This window comes from Streptomyces sp. AM8-1-1 (assembly GCF_032229325.1).
Classification (GTDB): domain Bacteria; phylum Actinomycetota; class Actinomycetes; order Streptomycetales; family Streptomycetaceae; genus Streptomyces; species Streptomyces achmelvichensis.
Genome location: NZ_CP135086.1, coordinates 1,563,982 through 1,587,725, shown reverse-complemented (window position 1 = coordinate 1,587,725; position 23,744 = coordinate 1,563,982). Strand labels below are relative to the sequence as shown.

General features: G+C 72.8%; 21 protein-coding genes. 14 read left to right on the top strand and 7 right to left on the bottom strand.

Features of this window, described 5'->3' with window-relative positions; translation table 11 throughout:
- Positions 1-11: 11 nt before the first annotated feature.
- The 7 genes from RPQ07_RS07190 (at position 12) to RPQ07_RS07160 (ending at position 7,901) form a co-directional block, all read left to right on the top strand.
- A complete protein-coding gene (locus RPQ07_RS07190) occupies positions 12-1,163 on the top strand; it encodes a hypothetical protein (RefSeq protein ID WP_313943211.1) in 1,152 nt (383 codons plus the stop codon).
- A gap of 27 nt (positions 1,164-1,190) precedes the next feature.
- Positions 1,191-1,817, top strand: coding sequence for a DUF1796 family putative cysteine peptidase (locus tag RPQ07_RS07185; RefSeq protein ID WP_313943210.1), 627 nt, complete (start codon positions 1,191-1,193; stop codon positions 1,815-1,817).
- Positions 1,818-1,899: 82 nt separating this feature from the next.
- Positions 1,900-2,661, top strand: coding sequence for a PIG-L deacetylase family protein (locus tag RPQ07_RS07180; protein WP_313943209.1), 762 nt, complete (start codon positions 1,900-1,902; stop codon positions 2,659-2,661).
- Between the two features lie 134 nt (positions 2,662-2,795).
- A complete protein-coding gene (locus RPQ07_RS07175; RefSeq protein ID WP_313943208.1) occupies positions 2,796-3,629 on the top strand; it encodes a M55 family metallopeptidase in 834 nt (277 codons plus the stop codon).
- Positions 3,622-4,956: a M20/M25/M40 family metallo-hydrolase gene (locus RPQ07_RS07170; protein WP_313943207.1), complete on the top strand. Its 1,335-nt coding sequence runs from the start codon at positions 3,622-3,624 to the stop codon at positions 4,954-4,956. Before RPQ07_RS07175 ends, RPQ07_RS07170 begins: the two co-directional genes overlap by 8 nt.
- 12 nt (positions 4,957-4,968) lie before the next feature.
- Positions 4,969-6,972 carry a S9 family peptidase gene (locus RPQ07_RS07165; RefSeq protein WP_313943206.1) on the top strand — a complete coding sequence of 668 codons (2,004 nt, stop codon included), beginning with the start codon at positions 4,969-4,971 and terminating at the stop codon, positions 6,970-6,972.
- Positions 6,969-7,901, top strand: a complete 933-nt coding sequence (locus tag RPQ07_RS07160) for an LD-carboxypeptidase (RefSeq protein ID WP_313943205.1) — start codon at positions 6,969-6,971, stop codon at positions 7,899-7,901. The genes RPQ07_RS07165 and RPQ07_RS07160 overlap by 4 nt, the downstream gene beginning before the upstream one ends.
- 6 nt (positions 7,902-7,907) lie before the next feature.
- On the opposite strand, the gene RPQ07_RS07155 is transcribed toward RPQ07_RS07160, so the two are convergent.
- Both RPQ07_RS07155 and RPQ07_RS07150 read right to left on the bottom strand, forming a co-directional pair.
- The gene (locus RPQ07_RS07155; RefSeq protein ID WP_313943204.1) at positions 7,908-8,975 is read right to left on the bottom strand and encodes an adenosine deaminase; all 1,068 of its coding nucleotides are present in this window, start codon (positions 8,973-8,975) and stop codon (positions 7,908-7,910) included.
- Positions 8,976-9,097: 122 nt separating this feature from the next.
- Complete coding sequence (locus RPQ07_RS07150; RefSeq protein WP_313943203.1) at positions 9,098-9,844, bottom strand: GntR family transcriptional regulator; 747 nt, start codon at positions 9,842-9,844, stop codon at positions 9,098-9,100.
- A 268-nt stretch (positions 9,845-10,112) separates the two neighbouring features.
- Here RPQ07_RS07150 and RPQ07_RS07145 point away from each other — a divergent pair, with 268 nt between their 5' ends.
- Together RPQ07_RS07145 and RPQ07_RS07140 are read left to right on the top strand one after the other, a co-directional pair.
- The gene (locus tag RPQ07_RS07145) at positions 10,113-11,012 is read left to right on the top strand and encodes an arginase family protein (RefSeq protein ID WP_313943202.1); all 900 of its coding nucleotides are present in this window, start codon (positions 10,113-10,115) and stop codon (positions 11,010-11,012) included.
- A gap of 102 nt (positions 11,013-11,114) precedes the next feature.
- Positions 11,115-13,085, top strand: a complete 1,971-nt coding sequence (locus RPQ07_RS07140; RefSeq protein ID WP_313943201.1) for a DUF5107 domain-containing protein — start codon at positions 11,115-11,117, stop codon at positions 13,083-13,085.
- 24 nt (positions 13,086-13,109) lie between these two features.
- Here the strand turns inward: RPQ07_RS07140 and RPQ07_RS07135 are convergent, their stop codons facing one another.
- A complete protein-coding gene (locus RPQ07_RS07135; protein WP_313943200.1) occupies positions 13,110-13,460 on the bottom strand; it encodes a VOC family protein in 351 nt (116 codons plus the stop codon).
- Between the two features lie 116 nt (positions 13,461-13,576).
- Complete coding sequence (locus RPQ07_RS07130) at positions 13,577-14,386, bottom strand: methyltransferase domain-containing protein (protein ID WP_313943199.1); 810 nt, start codon at positions 14,384-14,386, stop codon at positions 13,577-13,579.
- A 145-nt stretch (positions 14,387-14,531) separates the two neighbouring features.
- On the opposite strand from RPQ07_RS07130, the gene RPQ07_RS07125 reads away from it, so the two are divergent.
- Complete coding sequence (locus tag RPQ07_RS07125) at positions 14,532-14,963, top strand: phage holin family protein (RefSeq protein WP_313943198.1); 432 nt, start codon at positions 14,532-14,534, stop codon at positions 14,961-14,963.
- Between the two features lie 338 nt (positions 14,964-15,301).
- Positions 15,302-16,678 carry an MFS transporter gene (locus RPQ07_RS07120; RefSeq protein WP_313943197.1) on the top strand — a complete coding sequence of 459 codons (1,377 nt, stop codon included), beginning with the start codon at positions 15,302-15,304 and terminating at the stop codon, positions 16,676-16,678.
- 18 nt (positions 16,679-16,696) lie between these two features.
- Here the strand turns inward: RPQ07_RS07120 and RPQ07_RS07115 are convergent, their stop codons facing one another.
- Complete coding sequence (locus RPQ07_RS07115) at positions 16,697-18,208, bottom strand: bifunctional phosphatase PAP2/diacylglycerol kinase family protein (RefSeq protein ID WP_313943196.1); 1,512 nt, start codon at positions 18,206-18,208, stop codon at positions 16,697-16,699.
- A 306-nt stretch (positions 18,209-18,514) separates the two neighbouring features.
- Between RPQ07_RS07115 and RPQ07_RS07110 the strand changes: the two genes are divergently transcribed.
- From RPQ07_RS07110 to RPQ07_RS07100, 3 genes are all read left to right on the top strand, one after another.
- A complete protein-coding gene (locus RPQ07_RS07110; protein WP_313943195.1) occupies positions 18,515-19,708 on the top strand; it encodes a sulfite oxidase in 1,194 nt (397 codons plus the stop codon).
- 117 nt (positions 19,709-19,825) lie between these two features.
- Entirely contained in the window at positions 19,826-21,043 is a 1,218-nt protein-coding gene (locus RPQ07_RS07105) for an aminotransferase class I/II-fold pyridoxal phosphate-dependent enzyme (RefSeq protein ID WP_313943194.1), read from the top strand.
- Positions 21,044-21,055: 12 nt separating this feature from the next.
- Entirely contained in the window at positions 21,056-22,174 is a 1,119-nt protein-coding gene (locus RPQ07_RS07100; protein ID WP_313943193.1) for an MBL fold metallo-hydrolase, read from the top strand.
- Positions 22,175-22,225: 51 nt separating this feature from the next.
- Here RPQ07_RS07100 and RPQ07_RS07095 read toward each other — a convergent pair whose 3' ends face one another.
- The gene (locus RPQ07_RS07095; RefSeq protein WP_391837787.1) at positions 22,226-22,900 is read right to left on the bottom strand and encodes a DedA family protein; all 675 of its coding nucleotides are present in this window, start codon (positions 22,898-22,900) and stop codon (positions 22,226-22,228) included.
- Positions 22,897-23,667, bottom strand: a complete 771-nt coding sequence (locus RPQ07_RS07090; protein WP_313943192.1) for an MBL fold metallo-hydrolase — start codon at positions 23,665-23,667, stop codon at positions 22,897-22,899. The genes RPQ07_RS07095 and RPQ07_RS07090 overlap by 4 nt, the downstream gene beginning before the upstream one ends.
- Positions 23,668-23,744 lie beyond the last annotated feature (77 nt).

Below are 23,744 nucleotides of genomic sequence, written 5' to 3'. Positions count from 1 at the left end.
GGGACCGGGCTGTGATCGACATCGTGGTGGTGCTGAGGGCCGAGGACGCGGTTCTCGACTTTCTCTCCATACTCACCGACCCCGAGGCCCGCGAGGTCCACGTCCTGTGCGCAGGCACCGCGGAATCGGTGGTGCTGCCCGCCGGAAGCGACCGGGCCGACCGGCTCGCCGCGCTGGCCCGGCGGGAACGGCCGGTGGACGAAGCCGCCGCCTCACCCGGGTCCGGTCCGCTCGCCGAAGCCATCGGCAAAGCCGCGGCGGGCCGGGCGGCCCGTGTCTGGACGCACTCGCCCGCCGACAACCGGGGCAGCCGCGGCCTGCTCGGGCGGGACGCGGCCATCGCGGCCGGGGACCTGTCCGTCCTCCACGCGGTGGGGTACTCGCCCTACCTCCAGGTCGTCAGCGACCTCGACCGTCCCCTCGACCGCGACCTCGCCGCCGCCAAACTCCGCTTCGTGAACCGCCATTGCGGTCATCTGCTGCGTGCCGACTCGGCCCAGCACCGGATCGACACCGCCCGTATCCCGGCGACCGAACGCTTCTTCGCCGCGGGCGCCGACGAGCGCGAGCGGCTGTTCGCCCTCCTCGCGAGTCTCGGGGACGACGCCGCCTCGGTCGTCGACCCCTGGGAGTTCGCCACCTCCGCCTACGAGCAGGAACGACTCGACGCCACGACCTCGTGGATCGCCGGCTGGTGCACCCTGGACGACGGACCGCTGATCGAGGTCGGCGCCTGTGAGGGAGCACTCACCACCCGGCTGACCGGCAAAGGCTTCGACGTCGAGGCCACCGAGCCCAACGCTGCGTTCCGCGCCCGGCTCGCCGAACGCGTCGCCGGCGAAGCCCGCGTGCACCCCGACGACCTCGAGACGCTCGCCGCCGGACGACGCCTTCCGGGCGCCGCGTACCTGCTGATCGAGATGCTCTACTACGGCCAGGATCTCGGCCTCCTGGACACGCTTCCGGCCGATCTGGTCTTCGTCGCCCTGGAACCGGCCGCCCTCGCCACACGGCTGCGCCCCTGGCTCGCGGCCTCGACGGGCTGGGAACAGGTCGACGAGACCCAACTGGTCTTCCCCGCGGTGGAGTCGGTGTGCGGCGGCCGGGCCTATCTGAGCAAACGCGGCAGCGTCGGCGTCCTGCTGCGCCGGACCGCCGGCTGACATCGCTGTCACGCCCCGGAGGCCCCTGTGTACGACGTCTGTGTCGGGCTCGGATACCACTGCGAGTCGACCTACCAGATCCGGCGCGTCACCGGCAGCGACCGCGCCCACTTCTTCGACTGGCTGGACCTCGAGTTCGAGTCCGTGCTCGAAGCCGTCGAATCCGACTTCCGCAATGTGCTGCGACCCGGGTTGACCGAGCCGTTCAGCGACGGGGCCTGCGCACTCGACCGAGGGTCCGACATCCGGTTCTTCCACGAGTTCCGAGCCGTGGAGGGACAACCGCTGACCGCGGACGACATCGCGCGGCAGTTCCCGGCGGTCAAGGCCAAGTTCGAGCACCTGGCCGTGCGATGGCGTGAACTGACCGCCTCCGACGCCCGGGTCCTCTATGTGCACCACGACGCCTTCGACGAACTCACCGCGGCCGACCTCCGACGGCTCCGAGCACTGCTGTCCGCCCGCAACCCCGGCCACCGGTTCGCGCTGCTCTGGCTGCGCCGGACACCTCCGCCGGACGCCGCCGCGCTGCCGCCCGGCATCGGCTGGGACACCGTCGCGGCCCGGCCCGGACGCTGGGAAGGCGACGACGACGCCTGGGACGCCGTGTTCGCCCGGCTCGACCCTCACGTCCTGTGGCCCGGATCCGGCTGATCCCTGAACCCCGGGTGCCACTGTTCCCCGGAGGGCGGGCTCCGCCCGACCCCTCCCGCCCGTCCCACTCCACGAGGAGCCCATGTCTGTGTCCGCACACCCCTTATGGCGCACGGTCGTCCTCTCGCCGCACTTCGACGACGCCGCGCTCTCCCTGGGCGGGCTGCTGCCCCTGCTGCCCGGGCCGACCGCCATCGTCACCGTGTACGGCGGCGCCCCGCCCGCGGACGCTCCGACGTCCTGGTGGGACAGTTCCTGCGGTTTCTCCTCCGCGGCCGAGGCCTACCGGTGCCGCCGTGCCGAGGACGCCGCGGCGTGCGGCCTGCTCGGCGCGGAGCAGGTGGTGCTCGACCATCCCGACGGCCCCTACGCCGACAGCGCCGAACTCCCCGGCCTGGACGCCTTTCTGGAGACTCTCGCGCCGGACGTCCGCCTCCTCGTCCCGCTCGGCACGAACCAGCCCGACCACGCGACGGTGCGGCGCCGGGCCCTGAAGGTCCTCGCCGCCCTCCGCGCGCCCCTGCCCTGGGTCTACGCGGACCTCCCCTACACCGGCCATCTGCCCGAGTGGGGAACCGACGAGGCCGACGCGGCCCTCGCGGTGAACACCACCTACGGCCCGGCGTACCGGGAACTGCTGGACGGCCACCGCACCACGGTCCGGCACGGTCTGCGCCTCGACGACGACCAGTGGGCGCGCAAGCGGGCGGCCGTGCTGTGCCACGGCTCGCAGCACGCCGCGCTCGCCGGTGACCACGGCGGATTCCTCGCCCGCACGGGACCGCTGAGCGCCGAGTTGGTCTGGTCCCTGGAGCCGGGGACACCTCCGGAGGCGGGGTCCTGACGTCGGCGGACGGCGCGTCCTGACGTCGGCGGACCGCGCGCGTTGACCGGAACGGGTGATGCCAGTGGTCCACCCCAGAGGCAGTTATCCACAGGGCTGGTCGACGTGCCGGGCGACGCGTACGGTTTCGTCGCATGAAGATCCTCATCAGCGCCGACATGGAGGGCGCCACCGGTGTCACCTGGCCTGCCGACGTGCTGCCGGGCACTCCCCAGTGGGAGCGCTGCCGGGCCCTGTTCACCTCCGATGTGAACGCCGCGGCTCTCGGCTTCTTCGACGGCGGTGCCGATGAGGTGCTCATCAACGAAGCGCACTGGACCATGCGCAATCTGCTGCTGGAGCAGCTGGACGAGCGGGTGCAGATGCTCACCGGGAAGCACAAGTCGCTGTCCATGGTCGAGGGTGTGCAGCACGGCGACGTGGACGGCATCGCCTTCGTCGGCTATCACACGGGCGCCGGCACCCAGGGCGTGCTCGCGCACACCTATCTGGCCAACTCGATCACGGGCGTCTGGCTGAACGGCACCCGGGCGAGCGAGGGCCTGCTGAACGCGCACGTGGTCGCGGAGTACGGCGTGCCGGTCGTCCTCGTCACCGGGGACGACCTGACCTGCGTCGACGCCGGGGGATACGCGCCCGCGGCCCGCGCGGTCGCGGTGAAGGACCATGTCTCGCGGTACGCGGCGGTGTGCCGGACCCCGGCCCGTACCGCGGCGGACATCCGAGCCGCGGCCAAGGAAGCGACCGCGCTCGCGGTGCGCCACGAACCGGTGCGTGGCGGGCCGTTCACCGTGGAGCTGGAGTTCGACGCGGACCATCTGGCGGCCGCCGCCACCGTCGTGCCCGGGGTCGCGGGCAGCGGGGAGCGGCGCGTCGCCTACAGCAGCGAGACCATGTACGAGGGCATCCGCACCTTCAAAGCGGTCACGACGATCGTCTCGGCGGCGATGGAGGAGCAGTATGGCTGACGTGACAGGGCCCATCGACGACCGGGCGCTCGACGAGGTGGTGACCTTCACCTCCGAGCTCATCCGGATCGACACGACCAACCGCGGGGGCGGGGACTGCGTCGAGCGGCCCGCCGCGGAGTACGTGGCGCAGCGGCTCGCCGACGCCGGCATCGAACCGACCCTGCTGGAACGCACGCCCGGGCGCACCAATGTCGTCGCGCGTATCGAGGGCACCGATCCGTCGGCGGATGCCCTGCTGGTCCACGGTCATCTGGACGTCGTGCCCGCCGAACCCGACGACTGGACGGTGCACCCCTTCTCCGGCGAGATCCGCGACGGCGTCGTCTGGGGCCGCGGCGCGGTCGACATGAAGAACATGGACGCGATGATCCTGGCCGTCGTCCGGGCCTGGGCCCGGGCGGGCGTCAGGCCCCGGCGGGACATCGTCATCGCCTACACCGCCGACGAGGAGGCCAGCGCGGCCGACGGTTCCGGCTTCCTCGCCGACGAGCACCCCGGTCTCTTCGAGGGGTGCACGGAAGGGATCAGCGAGTCCGGGGCGTTCAGCTTCCACGCCGGTCCCGGGATGACGCTCTACCCCATCGCCGCGGGGGAGCGGGGCACCGCGTGGCTCAAGCTGACCGCACGTGGCCGGGCCGGTCACGGCTCCAAGGTCAACCGGACCAACGCCGTCAGCCGCCTCGCGGCCGCTGTCGCCAGGATCGGGGACCACCGGTGGCCCCTGCGGCTCACCCCGACGGTGCGTGCCGCTCTCGCCGAGCTCGCCGCCCTTCAGGGCCTCGACGCCGATGTCGAAGCCGAGGACTTCGACGCGGACGAACTGATGCTGAAGCTCGGCACGTCAGCGGCCCTCGTCGAGCCGACCGTGCGCAACAGCGCCAATCCGACCATGCTGGACGCCGGCTACAAGATCAATGTGATCCCCGGCCATGCCACGGCCTTCATCGACGGACGCATGGTGCCCGGCGGCGAGGACGAGTTCCGCGAGACCATGGACCGGCTGACGGGACCGGACGTGGACTGGGAGTTCCACCACCGCGAGGTGCCCCTCCAGGCACCCGTCGACTCCCCGACCTTCGCCCAACTGCGCGCCGCCGTCGAGCGGTTCGACCCCGAGGGCCATGTCGTGCCGTACTGCATGCCCGGCGGCACCGACGCCAAGCAGTTCTCCCGGCTCGGGATCACGGGCTACGGCTTCTCGCCGCTGAAGCTGCCCCACGGCTACGACTACGCGGCGATGTTCCACGGTGTCGACGAGCGGGTCCCGGTGGAGGCACTCCACTTCGGGGTGCGGGTGCTCGACCACTATCTGCGTTCCGCATAGGGGGAGTTGGAAATGGTACCGACAGGAGCCTATGGAACGTGGCCTTCGCCCATCGCCGCGGCGCTCGCCGCGTCGCACAGCGGAAGGCCCGAGTTCCCCGGCATGGTCGGTGACGAGGTCTGGTGGACGGCGCCGCGCCCGACCGAAGGCGGCAGACGGGCCCTGATGCGCCGCCGGGCCGACGGAGTCGAGGAATCCGTGCTCCCCGCTCCGTGGAACGTCCGCAGCCGCGTCATCGAGTACGGCGGACACCCGTGGGACGGCGTCGTGGAAGGCGACGGCGGAGCGCTCGTCGTCTTCGTGAACTTCGTCGACCAGCGGCTGTACGCCTTCGAGCCGGACGAGCCCGGCGCCGAACCGCGCCCCCTCACACCGCTCTCGTCCGTCGGCGGCGGCCTGCGCTGGGCCGAGCCGAGGATCCACGCCGAGCGGAACGAAGTGTGGTGCGTGCTGGAGGAGTTCACCGGCGAGGCGCCCACCGATGTGCGGCGCGTGATCGCGGCCGTGCCACTGGACGGATCGGCCGCCCGGGACCGCGGCGCCGTACGGGAGCTCTCCGACGACCGCCACCGCTTCGTCACCGGGCCACGGCTCTCGCCGGACGGACGGCACGCGGCCTGGATCGCCTGGGACCATCCGCGGATGCCCTGGGACGGCACCGTGGTGATGCTCGGCGAGGTGACGCACGACGGCCCGTTCGCCTCGGTGCGCCCCGTCGTCGGGGAGAGCGACGAGTCGGTATGCCAGGTCGACTGGGCTCCGGACGGCTCGCTGCTCTTCGTCTCCGACGCCGGCAACTGGTGGGAGCTCCAGCGCGTCCGGCCGGAAGCCCTCGGGTCCGGTGCCGCGCGGCCCACCCCGCTGTGTCCCGGCCGCGGGGAGGAGTTCGGCGGGCCGCTGTGGAAGCTGGGCCTCACCTGGTTCCGCCCCCTGGCCGACGGACTCGTCGCCGTGATCCACGGCAAGGGCGCCACCACCCTCGGGATACTCGACCCGGAGACCGGCGAACTCGTGGACGCCGCCGGGCCCTGGACCGACTGGGCCCCGATGCTCACCGTGCACGGCGACCGGGTGATCGGCGTGGCGGCCAGCCCGCGCAGCGCCTACGAGATCGTCGAGCTGGACACCCGCACCGGGCGTACCCGGGTCATCGGCTCGGCGCACGACGACCCGGTGGACCCGGCGTACTACCCGGAGCCGCAGATCCGTACCTTCGCCGGTCCCGACGACCGGGCGATCCATGCCCACATCTATCCGCCGCACAGCCCCGACCGGGTGGCGCCCGACGACGAGCTGCCGCCCTACGTGGTCTGGGCCCACGGCGGGCCCACCAGTCAGGTCCCCCTCGTCCTCGACCTGGGGATCGCCTACTTCACCTCCCGCGGCATCGGGGTCGCCGAGGTGAACTACGGCGGCTCCACCGGATACGGCAGGGAATACCGCGAGCGCCTGCGCGAGCAGTGGGGGGTCGTCGACGTCGAGGACTGCGCGGCCGTCGCCGCCGCCCTCGCGGACGAGGGCACCGCGGATCCGGCCCGCCTCGCGATCCGCGGCGGCAGCGCCGGGGGATGGACCACCGCCTCATCGCTGACCAGCACCGATGTGTACGCCTGCGGCACGGTCATCTTCCCCGTGCTGGATCTGGTGAGCTGGGCCGCGAGCGAGACCCACGACTTCGAGTCCCGCTATCTGGATTCGCTGATCGGGCCGATCGACGAGGTGCCCGGCCGCTATCGCGAGCGCTCTCCGTCGGAGCACGTCGACCGGATCACCACACCGTTCCTGCTGCTCCAGGGTCTCGACGACGTCATCTGCCCGCCCGTGCAGTGCGAGCGGTTCCTGGCGCGGATGGCGGGCCGCGGTGTGCCGCACGCCTACATCGCCTTCGAGGGGGAGGGCCACGGCTTCCGCCGTGCGGAGACCATGATCCGCGCCCTGGAGGCCGAACTCTCCCTGTACGCGCAGACCTTCGGCATCGCCCGGCCCGACATCCCGTTGCTGGAGCTCAAGAAGTGACCGTCACACCCCTGACGCGGCCCCGACGACTGCGGGCGGGGGACAGGGTCGCCGTCGTTGCTCCGAGCGGACCCGTCCCCGACGACCGTCTGGAGGAGGGCCTCGGCATCCTGCGGGGCTGGGGCCTGGAGCCTGTCGTGATGCCCCATGTCCGCGGGCGGCATCCGGATTTCTGGTACCTCTCGGCATCCGACGACGACCGCGCCCGGGACCTGACGGACGCCTGGTGCGACCCGTCGGTGTCGGCCGTCATCTGCGCCCGCGGAGGGTACGGCGCGCAGCGCATGACCGACCTCCTCGACTGGACGGCCATACGGTCGGCCGGCCCCAAGGCGTTCGTCGGCTACAGCGATGTGACCGCCCTGCACGAGGCGTTCGCGACCCGTCTGGGCCTCGCCACACTGCACGGGCCGATGGTGGGTGCGACCACCTTCCTCAAGGACGACCGCACGCAGGAGTCGCTGCGGGCCACGCTGTTCGAGCCGGAGTCGGTGCGCACACTCGGCCTGGACACCGCCCGCACGATGATCCCCGGCCGGGCCCGGGGCATCACCCTCGGTGGCTGCGTGAGCCTCCTCGCCGCGGACCTCGGCACACCGCACGCCAGGCCCTCCGCCCGGGGCGGACTGCTGCTGCTGGAGGACGTGGGCGAGGAGGACTACCGCCTCGACCGGGTGCTCACCCAGCTCCTGCGCACCGGCTGGCTCGACGGCGTCGCGGGTGTCGCCCTCGGCTCCTGGGCGCAGTGCGGCCCCTACGAACAGATCCGGGCCGTGCTGCGGGACCGCCTGGGCGGCCTCGGTGTCCCGGTGGTCGAGGAGCTGGGCTTCGGGCACAGCGACACCGCTCTGACGATGCCGCTCGGCGTTCCGGCGGAGCTGGACGCCGAGTCGTGCACCCTCACGCTGGACGAACCGGCGCTGATCTGACGACGGTCAGCGGCCGAGCGCCGCGTACCCCGGCCTGATGACCTCGTCGATCAGCCGGCGGCGCTCCGGCAGCGGCAGGAACGCGGACTCGACCGCGGCGACCGTGAGCTCCTCGAAGACCTCGGGGCCGTAGCCGAACGCGTCGGCCATGTGCTGGAACTCCTGGCTCATGGTCGTCCCCGACACCAGACGGTTGTCGGTGTTGAGCGTGACGCGGAAGCCGAGGCGGCGCAGCAGGTCGAGCGGGTGCGTCGCGTAGTCCTTGGCCGCGCCCGTCTGGAGGTTGGAGGTCGGGCAGACCTCCAGCGCGATGCCGTTGTCCCGGATGTAGGCGGCGAGCCCGCCCAGCTCCGCGGTGCCGTCGTCGTGCACCGTGATGTCGTCGGTGATGCGCACACCGTGCCCGATCCGCTCAGCGCCGCAGATCTGCACGGCCTCGTGGATCGACTCGGCGCCCACGGCCTCACCGGCGTGGATCGTGAAGTGGCAGTTGTGCCGCTTCAGATGCTGGAAGGCGGGCAGATGGCGGGCCGGCGGGTTGCCGATCTCGCCGCCCGCGATGTCGAAGCCCGCCACCCCACGGTCCCGGTGGGCGACCGTGAGCTCGGCTATCTCCAGCGACCGGTCGGTGTGACGCATGCCGGTGAGCAGGGCGCGGACGGTGATCCGGCCGTCCGCGCGGCGCTCGCCCTCGCGGAATCCGGCGTTGACCGCGTCCACGACCTCGTCGAGGGTCAGACCGCGCTCCAGGTGCTGCTCGGGGGCGTAGCGCACCTCGGCGTAGACGACGCCGTCCGCCGCCAGGTCCTCGGCGCACTCCGCCGCGATGCGCTCCAGCGCCTCGCGGGTCTGCATCACCGCGCAGGTGTGGGCGAAGGTCTCGAGATAGCGCTCGAGCGAGCCGGAGTCCGCCGCGTCACGGAACCAGGTCGCGAGCGCGGCCGGGTCCTCGGTGGGCAGATCGCGGTAGCCGCACTCCCGGGCCAGTTCGATGATCGTGGCGGGGCGCAGGCCGCCGTCGAGGTGGTCGTGGAGGACGGCCTTGGGCGCGCGCAGGATGTCAGACAAGTGCATGCACCGGGAGTGTACGGCACCCGCTTCGGGCGGGCCGTGACGGCCGTCTCACGAGCCCGCCGGCCGGTTCGTCAGAGCACCGGTCCCTCCGATCGGTTCGTCCGGAGCGTCGGCCCCGCCGGTCAGTTCGTCTGGAGCACCGGCATCGCGGGCGCCCCCGTCGGCAGCATGTGCTTGGCGGCCAGGATCGCGGTGTCCCCGACCCGTACCACCTGCGTGATGAGCACGGCGGGGGTGTCGGCCGCCCGGCCCAGCTGCTCGCCGCGCCGCCGCCCGAGCAGTGTCGCGCTCATCGCGCTGTGCGCGGTCAGGGCCACTCCGCGCGAGGCGCCGGTCAGGACCGCGAGCATCGAGCCGGCAGGGGCGGACGCGGTGCGCAGCGCCTCGGCGAAGTCCGGGTGCGCCTTCTCCAGCACCTCGTCGGCGGCCGCCCACTCCTGGCTGAGCGCCGCCGCCGTACCGTCCCCGGCCAGCAGCGACTCCCAGAACCGCAGCTCCGCGCCGGCCGGTGCCAGCAGATGCTGGGTGGTGAAGTCGGTGGGTTCCTCGACCGTGCGCAGCAGCGGCCGCACCCGCAGCGGGGAGCCTGCGGCGAGCAGGTCCTCCAGCGGCTGGATGTGCTCGTAGCCCCGTCGGGGCGGGCGGTCGCTGACGGTCCTGCCGACGCCTCGCCGGACCGAGAGCAGTCCGTCCTCCTGGAGCAGGAGCAGGGCCTCGCGCAGGGCGGGTCGGCTCACCCCCAGTTCACCGGCCAGCCGGGGTTCCGACGGAAGAGTGGAGCCGGGCGGGTAGGTGCCGTCGTGGATCGCGTCGGCGATCCGCTCGTACAGCACGACGACCGGTCTGCGCTGCTGCCCGCCGACTGCCATGGCCCCTCCTCGGTTCGCCTCGGCCACTTGTCAGACAAGGATGGTGAACGGCGCTCAGGGTGGCAAGCCGCCGACGGCCGGTGTCGTCAGCTTGCCATGCCTCCACCCGCACGTCCGGCTCCGGTGTCCGGCAGGCCCCTGCCCGCGGGTTGTGACCTGACGCGATGTCGGATTCCGCCTCCCGCCTTCCTCCCGCCCGCTTTCCTGCCGCCGCCTTCCTCTCGTCGCACACGTTGAAGACCCGGTGGACGCGCGTGAGGATGGAACGATGCGAAATATCGTGATCGTCGACGCTCCCTCGAACCTGGGCCTGCGCCCGCCCGCCCCCGGAGCCGTGCCGGGCTGCTACAAGCTCGCCGGCGCGCTGCGGGAACAGCGCATCGTCCAGCGGCTCGGAGCCTTCGAGGGCGGTGTCGTCGTACCGCCGCGCTACGACCGGGGCGACTGGCAGGAGGGCGACGGTGTCTTCAACGCCGACGCGATCGCCGCGTACACCCCCAGGCTCGCGGACCGTATCGAACACCATGTGCGCGCCGGTGACTTCCCCCTCGTCCTCGGCGGGGACTGTTCGATCCAGCTCGGCGCCTCGCTCGCCCTGCGCCGGCTGGGCCGGTACGGGCTCGCCGCGGTCGACGCCTCCGCGGATTTCCGGCACCCCGGCAACTCCGCGCACGTGGGCGCGGCGGCCGGTGAGGAACTGGCGCTCGCCACCGGGCGCGGCCAGGAGGACCTGACGAACCTGGAAGGGCTGCGGCCCTATCTGCGGGACGAGGACATCCGGCTCATCGGCATCCGCGACTGCTTCCACGACGACCGCGCCGAACTCGCCGAGCTGAAGATCCCGACGATGACGGTGGCGGAACTGCGCGAGTGGGGCATCCCCGAACTGACGTCGGCCGTCGTGCAGACCCTCGAAGTGCCCCCGCTGGAGGGCTATTGGGTCCATCTCGACGCCGATGTGCTCGACCCGCGCGTCATGCCGGCCGTCGACAGCCCCGACCCGGACGGGCTGCTGCCGCACGAACTGACCCTGCTGCTCAAGGGACTGGTGCGTTCGCCCCGTTGCGTGGGCATGAATGTGACCGTGTACGACCCAGATCTCGACCCGGACGGCGGCGCGGGGGCGCTGCTCACCGACCTGATCGTCGCCGCCTTCACCGAGGACTGACCCCCCGAGCCCTCTGGCCGGGGCGGCGACAAAGCTGTTCCATGGTCGTCGGGTTGCCGCCGGAACCGTCGGCGGCCCCGCGGCGAGCAAAGCGAGGTTGCCTTGGCCACGACCGTCCGGCGCACCGTACTGACCCTGCCCGCAGCCCCCGTGGGGCCGCCGAACCCGTTGCCCGCGCTGCGACCGCTCGACGAGATGCACGCGATCGACGAGCGGACCAGAGCGGAACTGCCGCGCGAGATGGCGCGGCAGATCGGCTACGAGCCGTTGCGCACCCTGCTGCCGGTGCGTGTGCTGGACGGCTACGGCCGCAACCGCGCCCCCGCCGATCTCGACGCGATCGTCATCGAGAACGACCACCTGCGTGCGACCGTGCTCCCGGGCCTCGGCGGCCGGATCCACTCGCTGCACCACAAGCCCACCGGCCGTGAACTCCTCTACCGCAACCCGGTGTTCCAGCCCGCCGACTTCGCGCTCAACGGTGCCTGGTACTCCGGCGGCATCGAGTGGAACATCGGCGCGACCGGCCACACCACACTGTCCTGCGCACCCCTGCACGCGGCCGTCGTGCCCGCCCCGGACGGCGGCCGGATGGTCAGACTCTGGGAATGGGAACGGCTGCGGGACCTGCCCTTCCAGGTCGATCTGTGGCTGCCCGCCGACTCCGCGTTCCTCCATGTCGGCGTGCGGATCCGCAATCCGCACGAGAAGCCCGCGCCGGTGTACTGGTGGTCCAACATCGCCGTCGAGGAGCACGCGACCACCCGCGTGCTCGCCCCCGCCGACGAAGCCTGGCACTTCGGTTACGAACGCAGCCTGCGCCGGGTGCCCGTACCGGAGTACCGCGGCGCGGACCGGACGTATCCGCTGCGCAGTGAGTACCCGGCCGACTACTTCTACGAAGTGCCCCCCGAGGCCCGCAAATGGATCGCGTCCCTGGACGCCGCGGGGCAGGGCCTCGTGCAGACATCGACCGACACCCTGCGCGGCCGGAAGCTGTTCCTGTGGGGCTCCGGACGCGGTGGCCGGCGCTGGCAGCAGTGGCTGACCGAGCCGGACACCCCGGGATACGCCGAGATCCAGGCCGGTCTCGCCCGCACCCAGCTGGAACACGTACGGCTCGACGGCGGCGAGGAGTTCAGCTGGCTGGAGTCGTACGGCCCGCTGGCCGCGGACCCCGACACGGTGCACGGCGAGGACTGGGGCGCGGCCCGTGCCGAGGTGGAGGCGCGCCTCGCGGACGCGCTGCCGCGCGAGACCGTCGACGCCGCGTACGAGGCCTGGCTGCCCTGCGCGGACACCGAACCGGCCACCCGGCTCGCCCGCGGATCCGGCTGGGGCGCGCTCGAAGTCCTGCGCGCGGGCCACAAACTGCCGGGCACACCCTTCGACGAGTCGACGCTCGACGAAGAACAGGCGCCCTGGCGTGAGCTGTTGACGAGCGGTGTCCTGCCCGAGCCGCGCCGCGTCGCTCCGCCGGGCCCCTCACTCGTCGCCCCGCACTGGCGGGACATGCTGGAGACCGCTCCCGCCGACCCGCTGACCGAGTACCACCTGGGTGTCGCCCAGTGGCACGCCGGCGATCTCGCGCAGGCCGTCCGGAGCTGGGAGCGGGGACTGGCGCTCGCCCCCTCGCGCTGGCCGTTGCTGCGCTGCCTCGCCGTCGCGGACCAGGAGGGCGGCAACGGCCGACGGGCCGCCGAACGCTATCTGGAGGCGTTCGACGACCTGTGCCAGGAGCGTCGCGACGACGGCGAGGCATGGACGGCGGCCCTGGCGGCTCTCGGCCGTGAGGCGATCGACGCACTCCTCGCGGCCGACCGTCCGGCGGACGCCCGCTCGGTCTGGTCCCGGCTGCGCCCGGCGGTACGGCAGCGCGGCCGGTTCCGTCTCGCGGAGGCCAGACTGCTCCTCGCCGAGGGCCGGCCGCGGGAGGCACGGGCGGTCTTCGACGAGGGCTTCGAGGTCGCCGACCTGCGGGAGGGTGCGGAGATCCTCAACGAGGTCTGGGCGGCCACGACGGATGACCCGCTGCCCGACGCGTACGAGTACCGGATGCGGCCGCAGGGCTGACGCGGTTGCCCCGGCGGCCGGTGCTCAGACCGCCTTGCGGTCGACGTACTCGAAGACCGCGCCGTCGGGGTGAACGGCGATCAGATTGCGGCCCGCGGGGGTCGGGACCGGTCCGGCCACGACCTGTGCGCCGACCTGGGAGAGGGTGGCGTACGCATCGTCCACGTCGGCGACCGCGATCGTCGCCGTCACCTTGCGCAGCACTTCGAGCTCCGACTCGGGGCCGCTCATCAGCAGGAAGCAGCCGACGGCCGCGACCGAGACACCGCCGCGCTCGAAGCGCATCGGCTCGGTGCCGGTGAGGCGTTGGTAGAAGGCCGCCGCGGCCTCCAGGTCGTCGACGCAGATGCGCAGCGTGGTTCCCAGGATCTCCATAGGCAGAGCCTAGTAAAGGGGGCGGGGAGGTGGAATCAGTTGCCCGATTGAGGGCGTGATGCGAGGATCCGCGGCGCCGGTCGGGCTTGCGGGGATGGCGGTCCACCGCGGGGCGTTCAGGCCCGGCAGAGCACCTCGGCGTGCGGCACGAGGAAACAGGCGTCCTCGTGCGAGCCCCACGCGCGCCAGCCCTCGGCGATGGCCTTCAGCCGGTCGGCGGTGGTGTGACCGCCGTCGACCGCGAGTTCGGCATACACCGACGCCGTCGTCCGGTCCGCCCACAGCCCGCTCCACCACGCCCGGTCCTGCCCTCCGGCGAAACACCACGCCGAGGCGGTGACGGTGACCTCGTCGAAGCCGGCGGCGCGCGCCCAGGACAGCAGCTGCCGGCCGGCGTCGGGCTCACCGCCGTTGGCCCGTGCGACCCGACGGTAGAGGTCCAGCCACTCCTCCAGCAGAGGTGTCTCGGGGAACCAGGTGAAGGTGCCGTAGTCGCTGTCGCGCGCGGCGACCGTGCCGCCGGGGCGGCACACCCGTCGCATCTCGCGCAGCGCCTGGACCGGGTCACCCACGTGCTGAAGCACCTGATGGGCATGGACGACGTCGAACGAGTCGTCGGGGAAGTCCAGTGCGTGGACGTCGGCGACGGTGAAGTCCGTGTTGCCCAGCCCGCGTTCGGCCGCCAGCTCACGGGCCTTGCCGACGATGTCCGCGGCCAGGTCCACGCCCGTGACATGGCCCTCGGGGACCAGGGCCGCCAGGTCGGCGGTGATGGTCCCCGGGCCGCAGCCGATGTCGAGGATCCTCATGCCGGGATGCAGCTCGTCGAGGAGGTAGGCGGCCGAATTGGCCGCGGTGCGCCAGGTGTGCGAGCGCAGTACGGACTCGTGGTGACCGTGGGTGTAGACGGCGGTCTCCTGCGGCATGGCCGGATCTCCTCTGGTGCGAACTGCCCCGGATGATGAGAACAGCCTAGGGCGCTGCGCCGCATATTGAGACCCGCGTCTTGCATGATGGACGCGGACCGGGCGTGGCGCGTTAGGCACCGAGGCCGCCGGGTACCCGCGCCCCATGGACACGAACCTGTCGGATCTCGCGGCTCAGAATGTGGCGCAGGTCGTCCGGGACGCCCTCAAGGACGAGTTGCGCGAGCAGACCAGGAAGCAGCGGCACGCCGCCCGTATGTACGCGGGCGCCAGTGCCGCCGGTCTCTACGGCGGTGCGGCGGTCGTCGCCTGCGCCGTCCTCGCGCTCGCCCTCGTGATACCCGGCTGGGCGGCCGCCCTGATCGTCGCCGTTCTGCTGCTGGCCGCGGCCGAGATGATGAAGCGCGCCGCGAAGCCGGGACCGGATGCGGCCGTCGCCGGGACGACCGGAACCCCGGCGGTGGTCGAGGAGCCGCCCATGCCGGAGGCGCCCCCGGTCGTACCGCCCGCCGGGAGCCCGGTCGGCCCGCCGCCCGTCACACCGCCGGCCGTGCCGCACGCACGCGAGAAGGAGTAGGTCTCCGAGGCAAGTCCCCGACCCGGCAACGGGGGTGCGCGGACAGGTGAGGGGGCGTCCACCGCGGTGGACGCCCCCTCACCCGTATCCAGGAGGGGCGAGCGAGGCCGCCTTTTGCGTCGGGCTCGGGAAGGCTAGGGTTCCGGCGCAGCGAGCCACCCACGAGGAGCCAGAGATGCCCGGTCGTCCGAGCGCGCGTTGACGTTGTAGGCCGTGACCGGCCTGTCATCGCGTGCTGCCCTTGACGTTGCGGCACAGCGAGCCTTCCCCTGCCCGAACCGGTGCGCCTGAGACGCGCCGGGTGACGGGCCTCGTTGTCGGCAACCCGAGGGATCCCCGTGCCGTCCGCATCCTCCGCCGCATCCGATTCCGGCCGGCCTGCTCCGTCGAGCCTGTGGCGGGACGCCGACTTCCGCAGACTCTGGATGGGGCAGACAGCCTCCCAACTCGGCGAACACGCCCATCTGGTGATCCTGCCGCTCTTCGCCGTCGTGACACTCGACGCCAGCGCCGGCCAACTGGGCGCCCTTCGCGCGGTGGGGCAGGCGCCGATCCTGCTGCTCTCGCTCTTCGCCGGCGCGTGGGTCGACAGATGGCGGACCCGTACGACGATGGTGCTCACGGACGTCGGCCGGGCTCTCGTCCTGGGCGCCGCCGCCGTGGCCGGCCTCTTCGGCGTGCTCGGCCTGCCCGCGTTGACGGCGCTCGCCTTCGCCGTCGGGACCCTGTCCGTGTTCTTCGACGTGGCCTACCAGGCGTCTCTCGTACGGCTGGTGGAACGCGACCGACTGGTGCGAGGCAACAGCGCGCTGGAGGGCAGCCGGTCCGCGGCGCAGATCGCCGGTCCCGCTCTCGGCGGTGCGTTGGTGACCCTGTTGTCGGCGCCGCTCGCCACCGCCTCCAACGCACTGTTCTTCGCGCTGTCGTTCCTGTCGATCCGGCGGATCCGCCGCTCCGAATCCGTCCCGGAACGCGCGGAACGTCCCCCACGCCTCTGGCGGCGGATCCAGGAGGGCCTGCGATTCGTCGCCGGCGACACCGCACTGCGGGCCGTGTGCCTGGCCTCGGCCGCCTTCCAGTTCTCCTTCGCGGCCATGATGACCGTCTATCTGCTCTTCCTGCCGCGGGAACTGCACCTGTCGGGCACGGTCGTAGGGCTGGTACTCGCGGCGGCGGGACCCGGCGCGCTGCTGGGCGCGCTGCTGGCGGCCCGCCTGCCGAGCCGGTTCGGCCACGGCGTGGTGCTCGTGTGTGCGGCGGTACTCGGCGACGGCGTGTTCCTGTGCGTGCCCGCGCTGCGCGGCTCCTCCGCGGTGACGATTCCCGTACTCCTCGCGGCCGGCTTCGTGTTCGGGCTCGGCGGCCAGTTGGTGAACGTCACGGTCATGGCCGTCCGGCAGGCCGTCACTCCGGCCGGGATGCAGGGCCGCGCGGCCGCGACGATCACGTTTGTCGGCATGGGACTGACCCCGCTCGGTTCTCTGCTCGGCGGATTCCTGGCACAGGAGTGGGGACTGCGCACCAGCCTGCTGGTGACGGCCGCGGGCATGATGCTGTCCCCGGCGGTGATGGCTGTGTCCCCACTCGCCCGCCTGGGTCGGGAACTCCCCGCCGCGCGCGACGCGCCTGTGAGCGCGAACGACGCGCCGCCGGGTTCGCACGACGCGCCGCCGGGTTCGCACGACGCGCCGCCGAGCTCACGCTCCTCGACGTGAGCCCTTGCCCGCCCGACGTCACAGAAGCGCCTGCGGCCGGTAGACCGTGAGCGCCTCCGCCGCCTTGTCGATGACCAACTCACCGGGGGCCTCGGTCACTTCACCGTCGAACGCCAGCGGAGTGCCCGGCGCCAGGCCCGTGATGCGGACCCTGCGCAGCTTCTGGGCCGCGTGCACCGGCGACCGGCTCAGCGGTCCCGCGAGTGCCGCCGCCAGCAGGCGCACGCCCGGCCACCGGCCGCCGTGCACGACGCGTACGTCCAGCAGTCCGTCGGCGAGATCCTGCCGGTGCCCGGGCGTCGGCCCCATGCGCTGGTACATGCCGTTGCCGGCGAACAGCAGCCACATCGGGCGCCGGCGACCCTGGACGTCGGCCTCCAGAGGATGCTCGCCGCGCAGGACGACCAGCGCCGCGAGCACCCCCGCCGGCCAGCCGCCGATCCGCGGCGACCAGTGTTCGCGGATGCGGACCAGTTCCGGGTAGACGCCCAGGCTGAAGGTGTTGAGGAAGTATCCGGAGCGCTCCTTGCCCTGGGCTGCGGGCGGGCCGGGCGTGAAGCGGCCGAGGTCGACCTTGACGGCCTCGCCGCCCGCGAGCGCTCGGCATGTGTCGTGGACCGACTCGATGCCGAGGTCGTAGGCGAAGTGGTTGAACGTACCGCCGGGGAAGACCGCCAACGGCACACCGCGGTGCGCGGCCACGACAGCCGCCCGGTTGATGGTGCCGTCGCCGCCGAAGATGCCCAGCGCCTGTCCGCGTCCGGCCGCCTTCTCCAGCTCCGCGTGCAGATCCTCCGGTTCGCACTCCACGACCTCGGCCATCGGCAGCGCCTCTTGCAGCAGGTGCGACGAGTCCGCCGATCCCGACTGGCGGTTGACCACGACCACCAGGCCGTCGCCGCCGGGCAGTACGGGCGCGCTGGTCTGCGGCCGGCCGGGCGGCGGCAGCTGGGACCTGGTCGGCACCACCCCGCGGACGGCGAAGGCCGCCCCGACGCCCAGCGCCGCCCCCACCAGGACGTCGCTCGGGTAGTGCACGCCCGTGTAGATACGGGAGAACGCCACCGAGACCGCAGCGGGGGCGATGATCGCGCCCCAGCTCTTGGACTCCAGGGCGACACCGGTCGCGAAGGCGGCGGCCGAGGCGGCGTGCCCGGACGGGAAGGACGTCGTGAAGGGCTGCCGCTTCAGCTGCCGTATCACCGGCACCGCGTCCAGCATCGGCCGCGCCCGGCGCACCGACCGCTTCGCGACCGTGTTGATGGTGGCCGAGGCCAGTGCCAGGGACGCCACCCCGCGCACGGCGGCCCGGCGGGAGCGGGGGCTGCGCCCCAGCGCGACCATCCCTGCCGCCGCACCGAACCAGAGCAGTCCGTGGTTGGCGCTGCGGCTCAGCCGTGGCAGCACCGGCTCGGCACCCGGCCACTCCCGGGCGGCCACGGTGCTGAAAATCTGCCGGTCCCAGCTGCTGAGCAGCGCCGAGATTCTGTCCCGGAGCTGAGGGTTCACCTGTGTATGAGCGTCAGACATGGGTCGCGGGTACCCCGTGGACGGGTCCGCCACGCTGAACGTCCGCCATCGGGCACCTGTCCGTCCGGCATCCGCGAACACCCCGACGCAAGGACTTCCACCGCCTACGATCAGGGGCATGGTCGTCGACAGGCACAACCGCGCGCTCCCGGCCGCTTCTTCGCGCCGCCCGCGGTCCTCCTGTCCCTGTTGATTCCGGACGCGCTTCCCGGATTCCTCCGGCCTTCGCGTCTCTTCCGCCTCACCGGCGTTCCGTTCGACCAGCACCCCTGCCTCTGACGCCTTCTTGATTTCGAGGAGTTTGTGGTGATTTCTGCCCTGAACCGTCGTGACCTGCTGAGACTGCTCGTCACCGCACCCGCCGCGGCCCACCTGCCGGCCGTCGCCCCCGCCGCGGCTGCTCCCGCGGCCCCTGCCGCCCCCGGCATTCTCAAGCCGCTCCCACCGGAGATCTTCACCGTGCGCGGCACCAACGCCGAGACCAACCCCGCGGCGCTGCGTGCCACCGGTCTGCTCACCCCCGCCGACCACTTCTTCGTGCGGAACCACACCTCCACCCCACGGATCGCGGAGAGCGACTGGAAGCTGACGGTCTGGGGCAGCGGACTGCACGGCCGCCGCCCGGTCGACTTCAGCTACGGCCGGCTCCGGTCCCTGCCCTCGGTCACCCGGACCGCGGTCGTCGAGTGCGCCGGCAACGGCCGCAGTTTCTACACCACCCAGCAGGGCGAGACGGTCACGGGAACCGCCTGGACGCTCGGTGCCATCGGAGCGGCGCGCTGGCGCGGGGTCCGGCTGCGGGACGTCCTGCACCACGCCGGGGTCTCCTCGTCCGCGGTGGACGTCATGCCGCGCGGTCTGGACGACCCCTTCGTCAGCAGCGGCGTCGACCTCGGCCGGGTGCGGCGCCCGCTGCCGCTCGCCAAGGCGCTCGACGACGTCATCCTCGCGTACGAGATGAACGGTGAACCCCTGCCGTACGACCACGGCTTTCCCGTCCGCGTGATCGTCCCCTCCTGGATCGGGATCGCCTCGATCAAATGGCTGGGGGACATCGAGGTCAGCGACACACCGCTCGCCTCGCCGTGGAACACGGACTTCTACCGCCTCTTCGGGCCCGCACACCCGCCCGGCGGCAGTGCTCCGCTCACTCGCCAGACGATCAAGAGCGCCATCGAGCTGCCCTTCGGCGCGACCCTCGAAGCGGGCCGGACCCATCGGCTGACCGGCCGGGCCTGGTCGGCCGCCGCCCCGGTGCGCGAGGTCGAGATCAGCACCGACGGCGGGAGCCACTGGCGCCGGACCCGGCTGCGCGACACTCCACGGCGCGACGGCTGGGTCCGCTGGACCGCCGACTGGAGGCCGCGCCGCACCGGCCCGGCCGAACTGCTCGCCCGGACGACGGACCGCTCGGGCAACACCCAGCCGGCGCGGTCGGTCCACAACACCCAGGGCTATCTCTTCGACGCGGTGGTCCGCCATCCCGTCACCGTCGTCTGACGCCCCTGCTGCGTTCGCGCGGACCGGCTCTCCCGCACGGCGGGCTCGGGCAAACCTCCGTATAAAGGGCTCGTGGGCCGGGCGGGCCCTCGGGACACGAACGGCGGAGGCGGCGGCATGCAGCGGACGGAGCCGGAAGGCCGCGGACCTGTCCGCTACGGACCGCCGGCGCCCGAACCGGGACTCCCCGTCCTGCCCGAGCTCGCCGAGGCGACCGCCGCGGCGGCCGCACGGCCCGTGGGCGAGCCGCCGGGCGGCGGCCCCGAGCTGCGGGAAGCGGCCTGCGGCTACTGGTCGCGGCGCGGGCTGCGCAGCCGGTCCGACGAGGTCGTCGCCGCCTCCGGCCCTCAGCCCCTGCTGTTCGCCCTCATCGCCGCCCACCGCGGGGACGTGCTGCTGCCCCGGCCCTGCCCCGCATGGTGGACCCCGCAGGCCCGGCTCCTCGGCCGGCCCGCCTACCACGTGCCGACCCCGGCGGAGTGCGGCGGCGTGCCCGACCCGTACGCGCTGCTGGAGACCGTGCGACGGGTGCGGGCGGAGGGCGGCGACCCGGGGCTGCTGCTGCTCTCCGTCGCCGACGACCCCACCGCGACCGTGGCGCCGCCCGAGCTCATGCGCGAGGCCTGCGAGGCTGCCGTCGCCGAGGGCCTGCTCATCATCAGCGACGAGACCTGGCGGGACACCCTCCACCGGCCGCACGAGACGGTGCTGGTGAGCCCGGCGGAGATGTGCCCGGGAGAGGTCACCGTGCTCAGCGATCTGGCCGGCGGGCTGATGCCCGCCTCGTGGCCGGTCGCCGTCGCCCGGTTCCCCCCGACGGACCAGGGGGCCGCCCGGCGCGCCAGAACCCTCGACATCCTCACCGCCCTCGGCGCCGTGGTGGCGGAACCCGTCGCGGCCGCCGCCGCCTTGGCACTGGACGAGCCCGCGCCCGTCGTCACCAGGTCGGAGCAGGCGGCCGGGCTGTACGGGGCGGTGACCACCGCGATGCACCACGCCGTGCTCGTCTCCGGAGCGGTCGCCCGCCCGCCGCAGGCCGGCCGGCATCTCTACGCCGACCTCGGCCCGCTGCGCGCCCCCCTCGCCCGGCTGGGTGTGACCGACTCCATGGAGCTCGAGGAGTATCTGAGCGACCGTCTCGGGTCACCCGCGCCCGGCGGGCACCGGTTCGGCGACGAGCTGGGTGAGCTGCGGGTGCGGCTGGCCGCGGGGCCGCTGCTGGGCGCCGGCCCCGAACAGCGTCAGGCATCCCTCACCTCACCGGCGCCCCTGGAATTGCCGCACGTATCCAGGGCATTGAGCATTCTTGGAACGGCCTTCGACGAACTGCGTTGAACGGAGCCCCGGATGACGGAACAGACCGAACAGGCGGAGCACTCGGGACAGGCAGACCGGACCGACGACCAGGCGCCCGGGGCGGCGGACCGTGCGGGGGCGACGGGACCGGCCCTCACCACCCCGGAGCCCACCGCGTCCCTGACCGCCGGCGTACGGCCGCAGCTCCGGACCCGTCCGATCGGCGAGATCCGTCACTGGCCCCGCTCGTTCGCCGACCGCCTGACCGCTCCGCTGCCCGGGGTACGGGCCATGGCCCGCCTCGCCCGTGAGGGCGCGGTGCGTCCCGGCCGGGACGGCCTCCAGGACATCCCTCTGCTGCCCTTCGAACCCGGTCCGCTGCCCGCCGTCGACGCCACCACCGTCGCCGTCACCTGGGCCGGACACGCCAGTTGGGTGCTGCGCATCGGCGGGCTCACCGTGCTGACCGACCCCGTGTGGTCCCGCCGGATCTTCGGCACCCCGGCCCGGGTCACCCCCGTCGGGGTGCGCTGGGAGGACCTGCCGCCCGTCGACGCCGTGGTCATCAGCCACAACCACTTCGACCATCTGGACGCTCCGACCCTGAAGAGACTGCCGCGGCACACACCGGTCTTCGCCCCCGCCGGCCTCGGCCGCTGGTTCCGCCGCCGGCTCTTCACCCGGGTGACCGAGCTCGACTGGTGGGAGGGCGCGGAGCTGGACGGCGTCCGCTTCGACTTCGTACCGGCCCACCACTGGTCCAAACGGACACTCGTCGACACCTGCCGCTCGCTGTGGGGCGGCTGGGTGCTCGGCGACCGGCTGGGCCGGTCCGTGTACTTCGCCGGCGACACCGGCTACGGCCACTGGTTCCGCGAGATCGGCCGCCGCCACCCCGGTCTCGATCTCGCGCTCCTGCCCATCGGTGCCTACGCCCCGCGCTGGTGGCTCAGCGATGTGCACACCGATCCGGAGGAGGCCGTGCGCGCCCTCGAGGATCTCGGAGCGCGGCACATGGCCCCGATGCACTGGGGGACGTTCGTCCTTTCGGCGGAACCCGTCCTCGAACCGCTCGTCCGGGTGCGCGCCGCGTGGGAGCGGACCGGCCGGCCGCGCGAGCAGCTGTGGGACCTGCCGGTCGGCGGATCGCGGGTGCTGGACGCCGGCTGACGGGACCCTCGCAGGTGCCTGTGGGACGGCCGTGACCCGACCCGAGAGCCTCTACGCATGCTGCCCCGACGACCCCGGCCGGTGCCCCTTCCGGCGCCACCGGCGCCACAGCGGCGGCGCCCCGCTGAGCACCACCGTCAGCGCCACCGCGACGACCACGCCCTTCCACGGTTCGTCGAACAGCGAGCCGCCGAGTATCCCGATCAGCTGGTACGTCGCCGCCCATGCCAGGCACGCCGGGATGTCACCCCGCACGAACGAGCGCAACGGCATCTTGGCCAGCAGACAGGCCAGCATCACCGGGATGCGCCCCGCCGGTACCAGCCGCGACAGCACCAGGACGGCCACCCCGTGGTCCTCCAGCTTGCTCTGCGCCTGTTCGAGGTGCTCCGGCGCCGCGCGGTCGCGGAGCGCGGCCAGCCAGCGCGAGCCGTTCTTGGACCCGACGCCGCGCTGCCCGAGCCAGTACAGCGTCACATCGCCCAGGAACGCGGCGAACGACGCCACCAGAAAGACGAACAGCAGGCTCAGCGGGGACGTCTGATGGAAGGCCACCACCGCCGCGGAGCTCACCACCGCCCCCGTCGGCACCACGGGCACCAGGGCTCCCAGCGCCACCAGCAGGAACAGCGAGGGATAGGTGACGGCCTGCTGGGTGGACTCCGGCGGCAACTGGGCCACGAAGTCCGACAGCTGCCCGAACAGCTCCGCGGCCTTCGAGCTCACCGCCTCGCCTCCGGTCTGACCCGCTCACCGTGGCCGAGCCGGTGCACGGCCACCTTCGGTGCGATCCGCGCCGCCTTGCGGAGGAACTCCTCGCCCGGGGCGTAGAACTCGTGCGGGCGGACGCCGTCCAGGCCGATCGGCCAGTACGTGCCGTAGTGCACCGGCACCGCGGCACCCGGCGCGAGGGCGACCAGTGCCTCGGCGGCCCGGTGCGCGTCCAGATGCCCGTGCCCGAGGTAGGGACCCCAGCCGCCGACCGGCAGCAGTGCCACATCGACCGGACCGACCTCGTCCGCCATCGAGTCGAAGAGTCCGGTGTCCCCGGCGAAGTAGGTGCGGGCCTCACCGGTGATCACATAGCCGAGCGCGGGCGACCGGTGCGGACCGACCGGCAACCGCCGTCCGTCGTGCAGGGCGGACACCGCCCGCACCACCACGTCGCCGACCGGTACCTCGTCACCGGGGAGCACCTCGGTGACCGGCAGCCGCAGCCGCTTCAGGCCCGGCACGGAACGCGTCGCGCCCTCCGGCACGATCAGCGGAGTGCCCGGCGCGATCCTGGCCAGTGAGGGCAGGTGCAGATGGTCGGAGTGCAGATGGGAGACGAGAACCGCGTCGGCGACGGCGGCCTCCGGCGGCGGCACGGCCCCGCGCCGCCTGCGCAGATGCGCGAGCCGGCGCACGAACAACGGGTCGGTCAGCACCCGGACCCCGGAGTCCTCGACCGTGCAGGTGGCATGACCCCACCAGGTGACTTCCACCGGCACGCAGCGCCTCCTTCTGCCCACGTCGGCCCGTTGTGCGAACCACGAGGACCGTTCTGCGAACCACTGCCCGTTTCGCG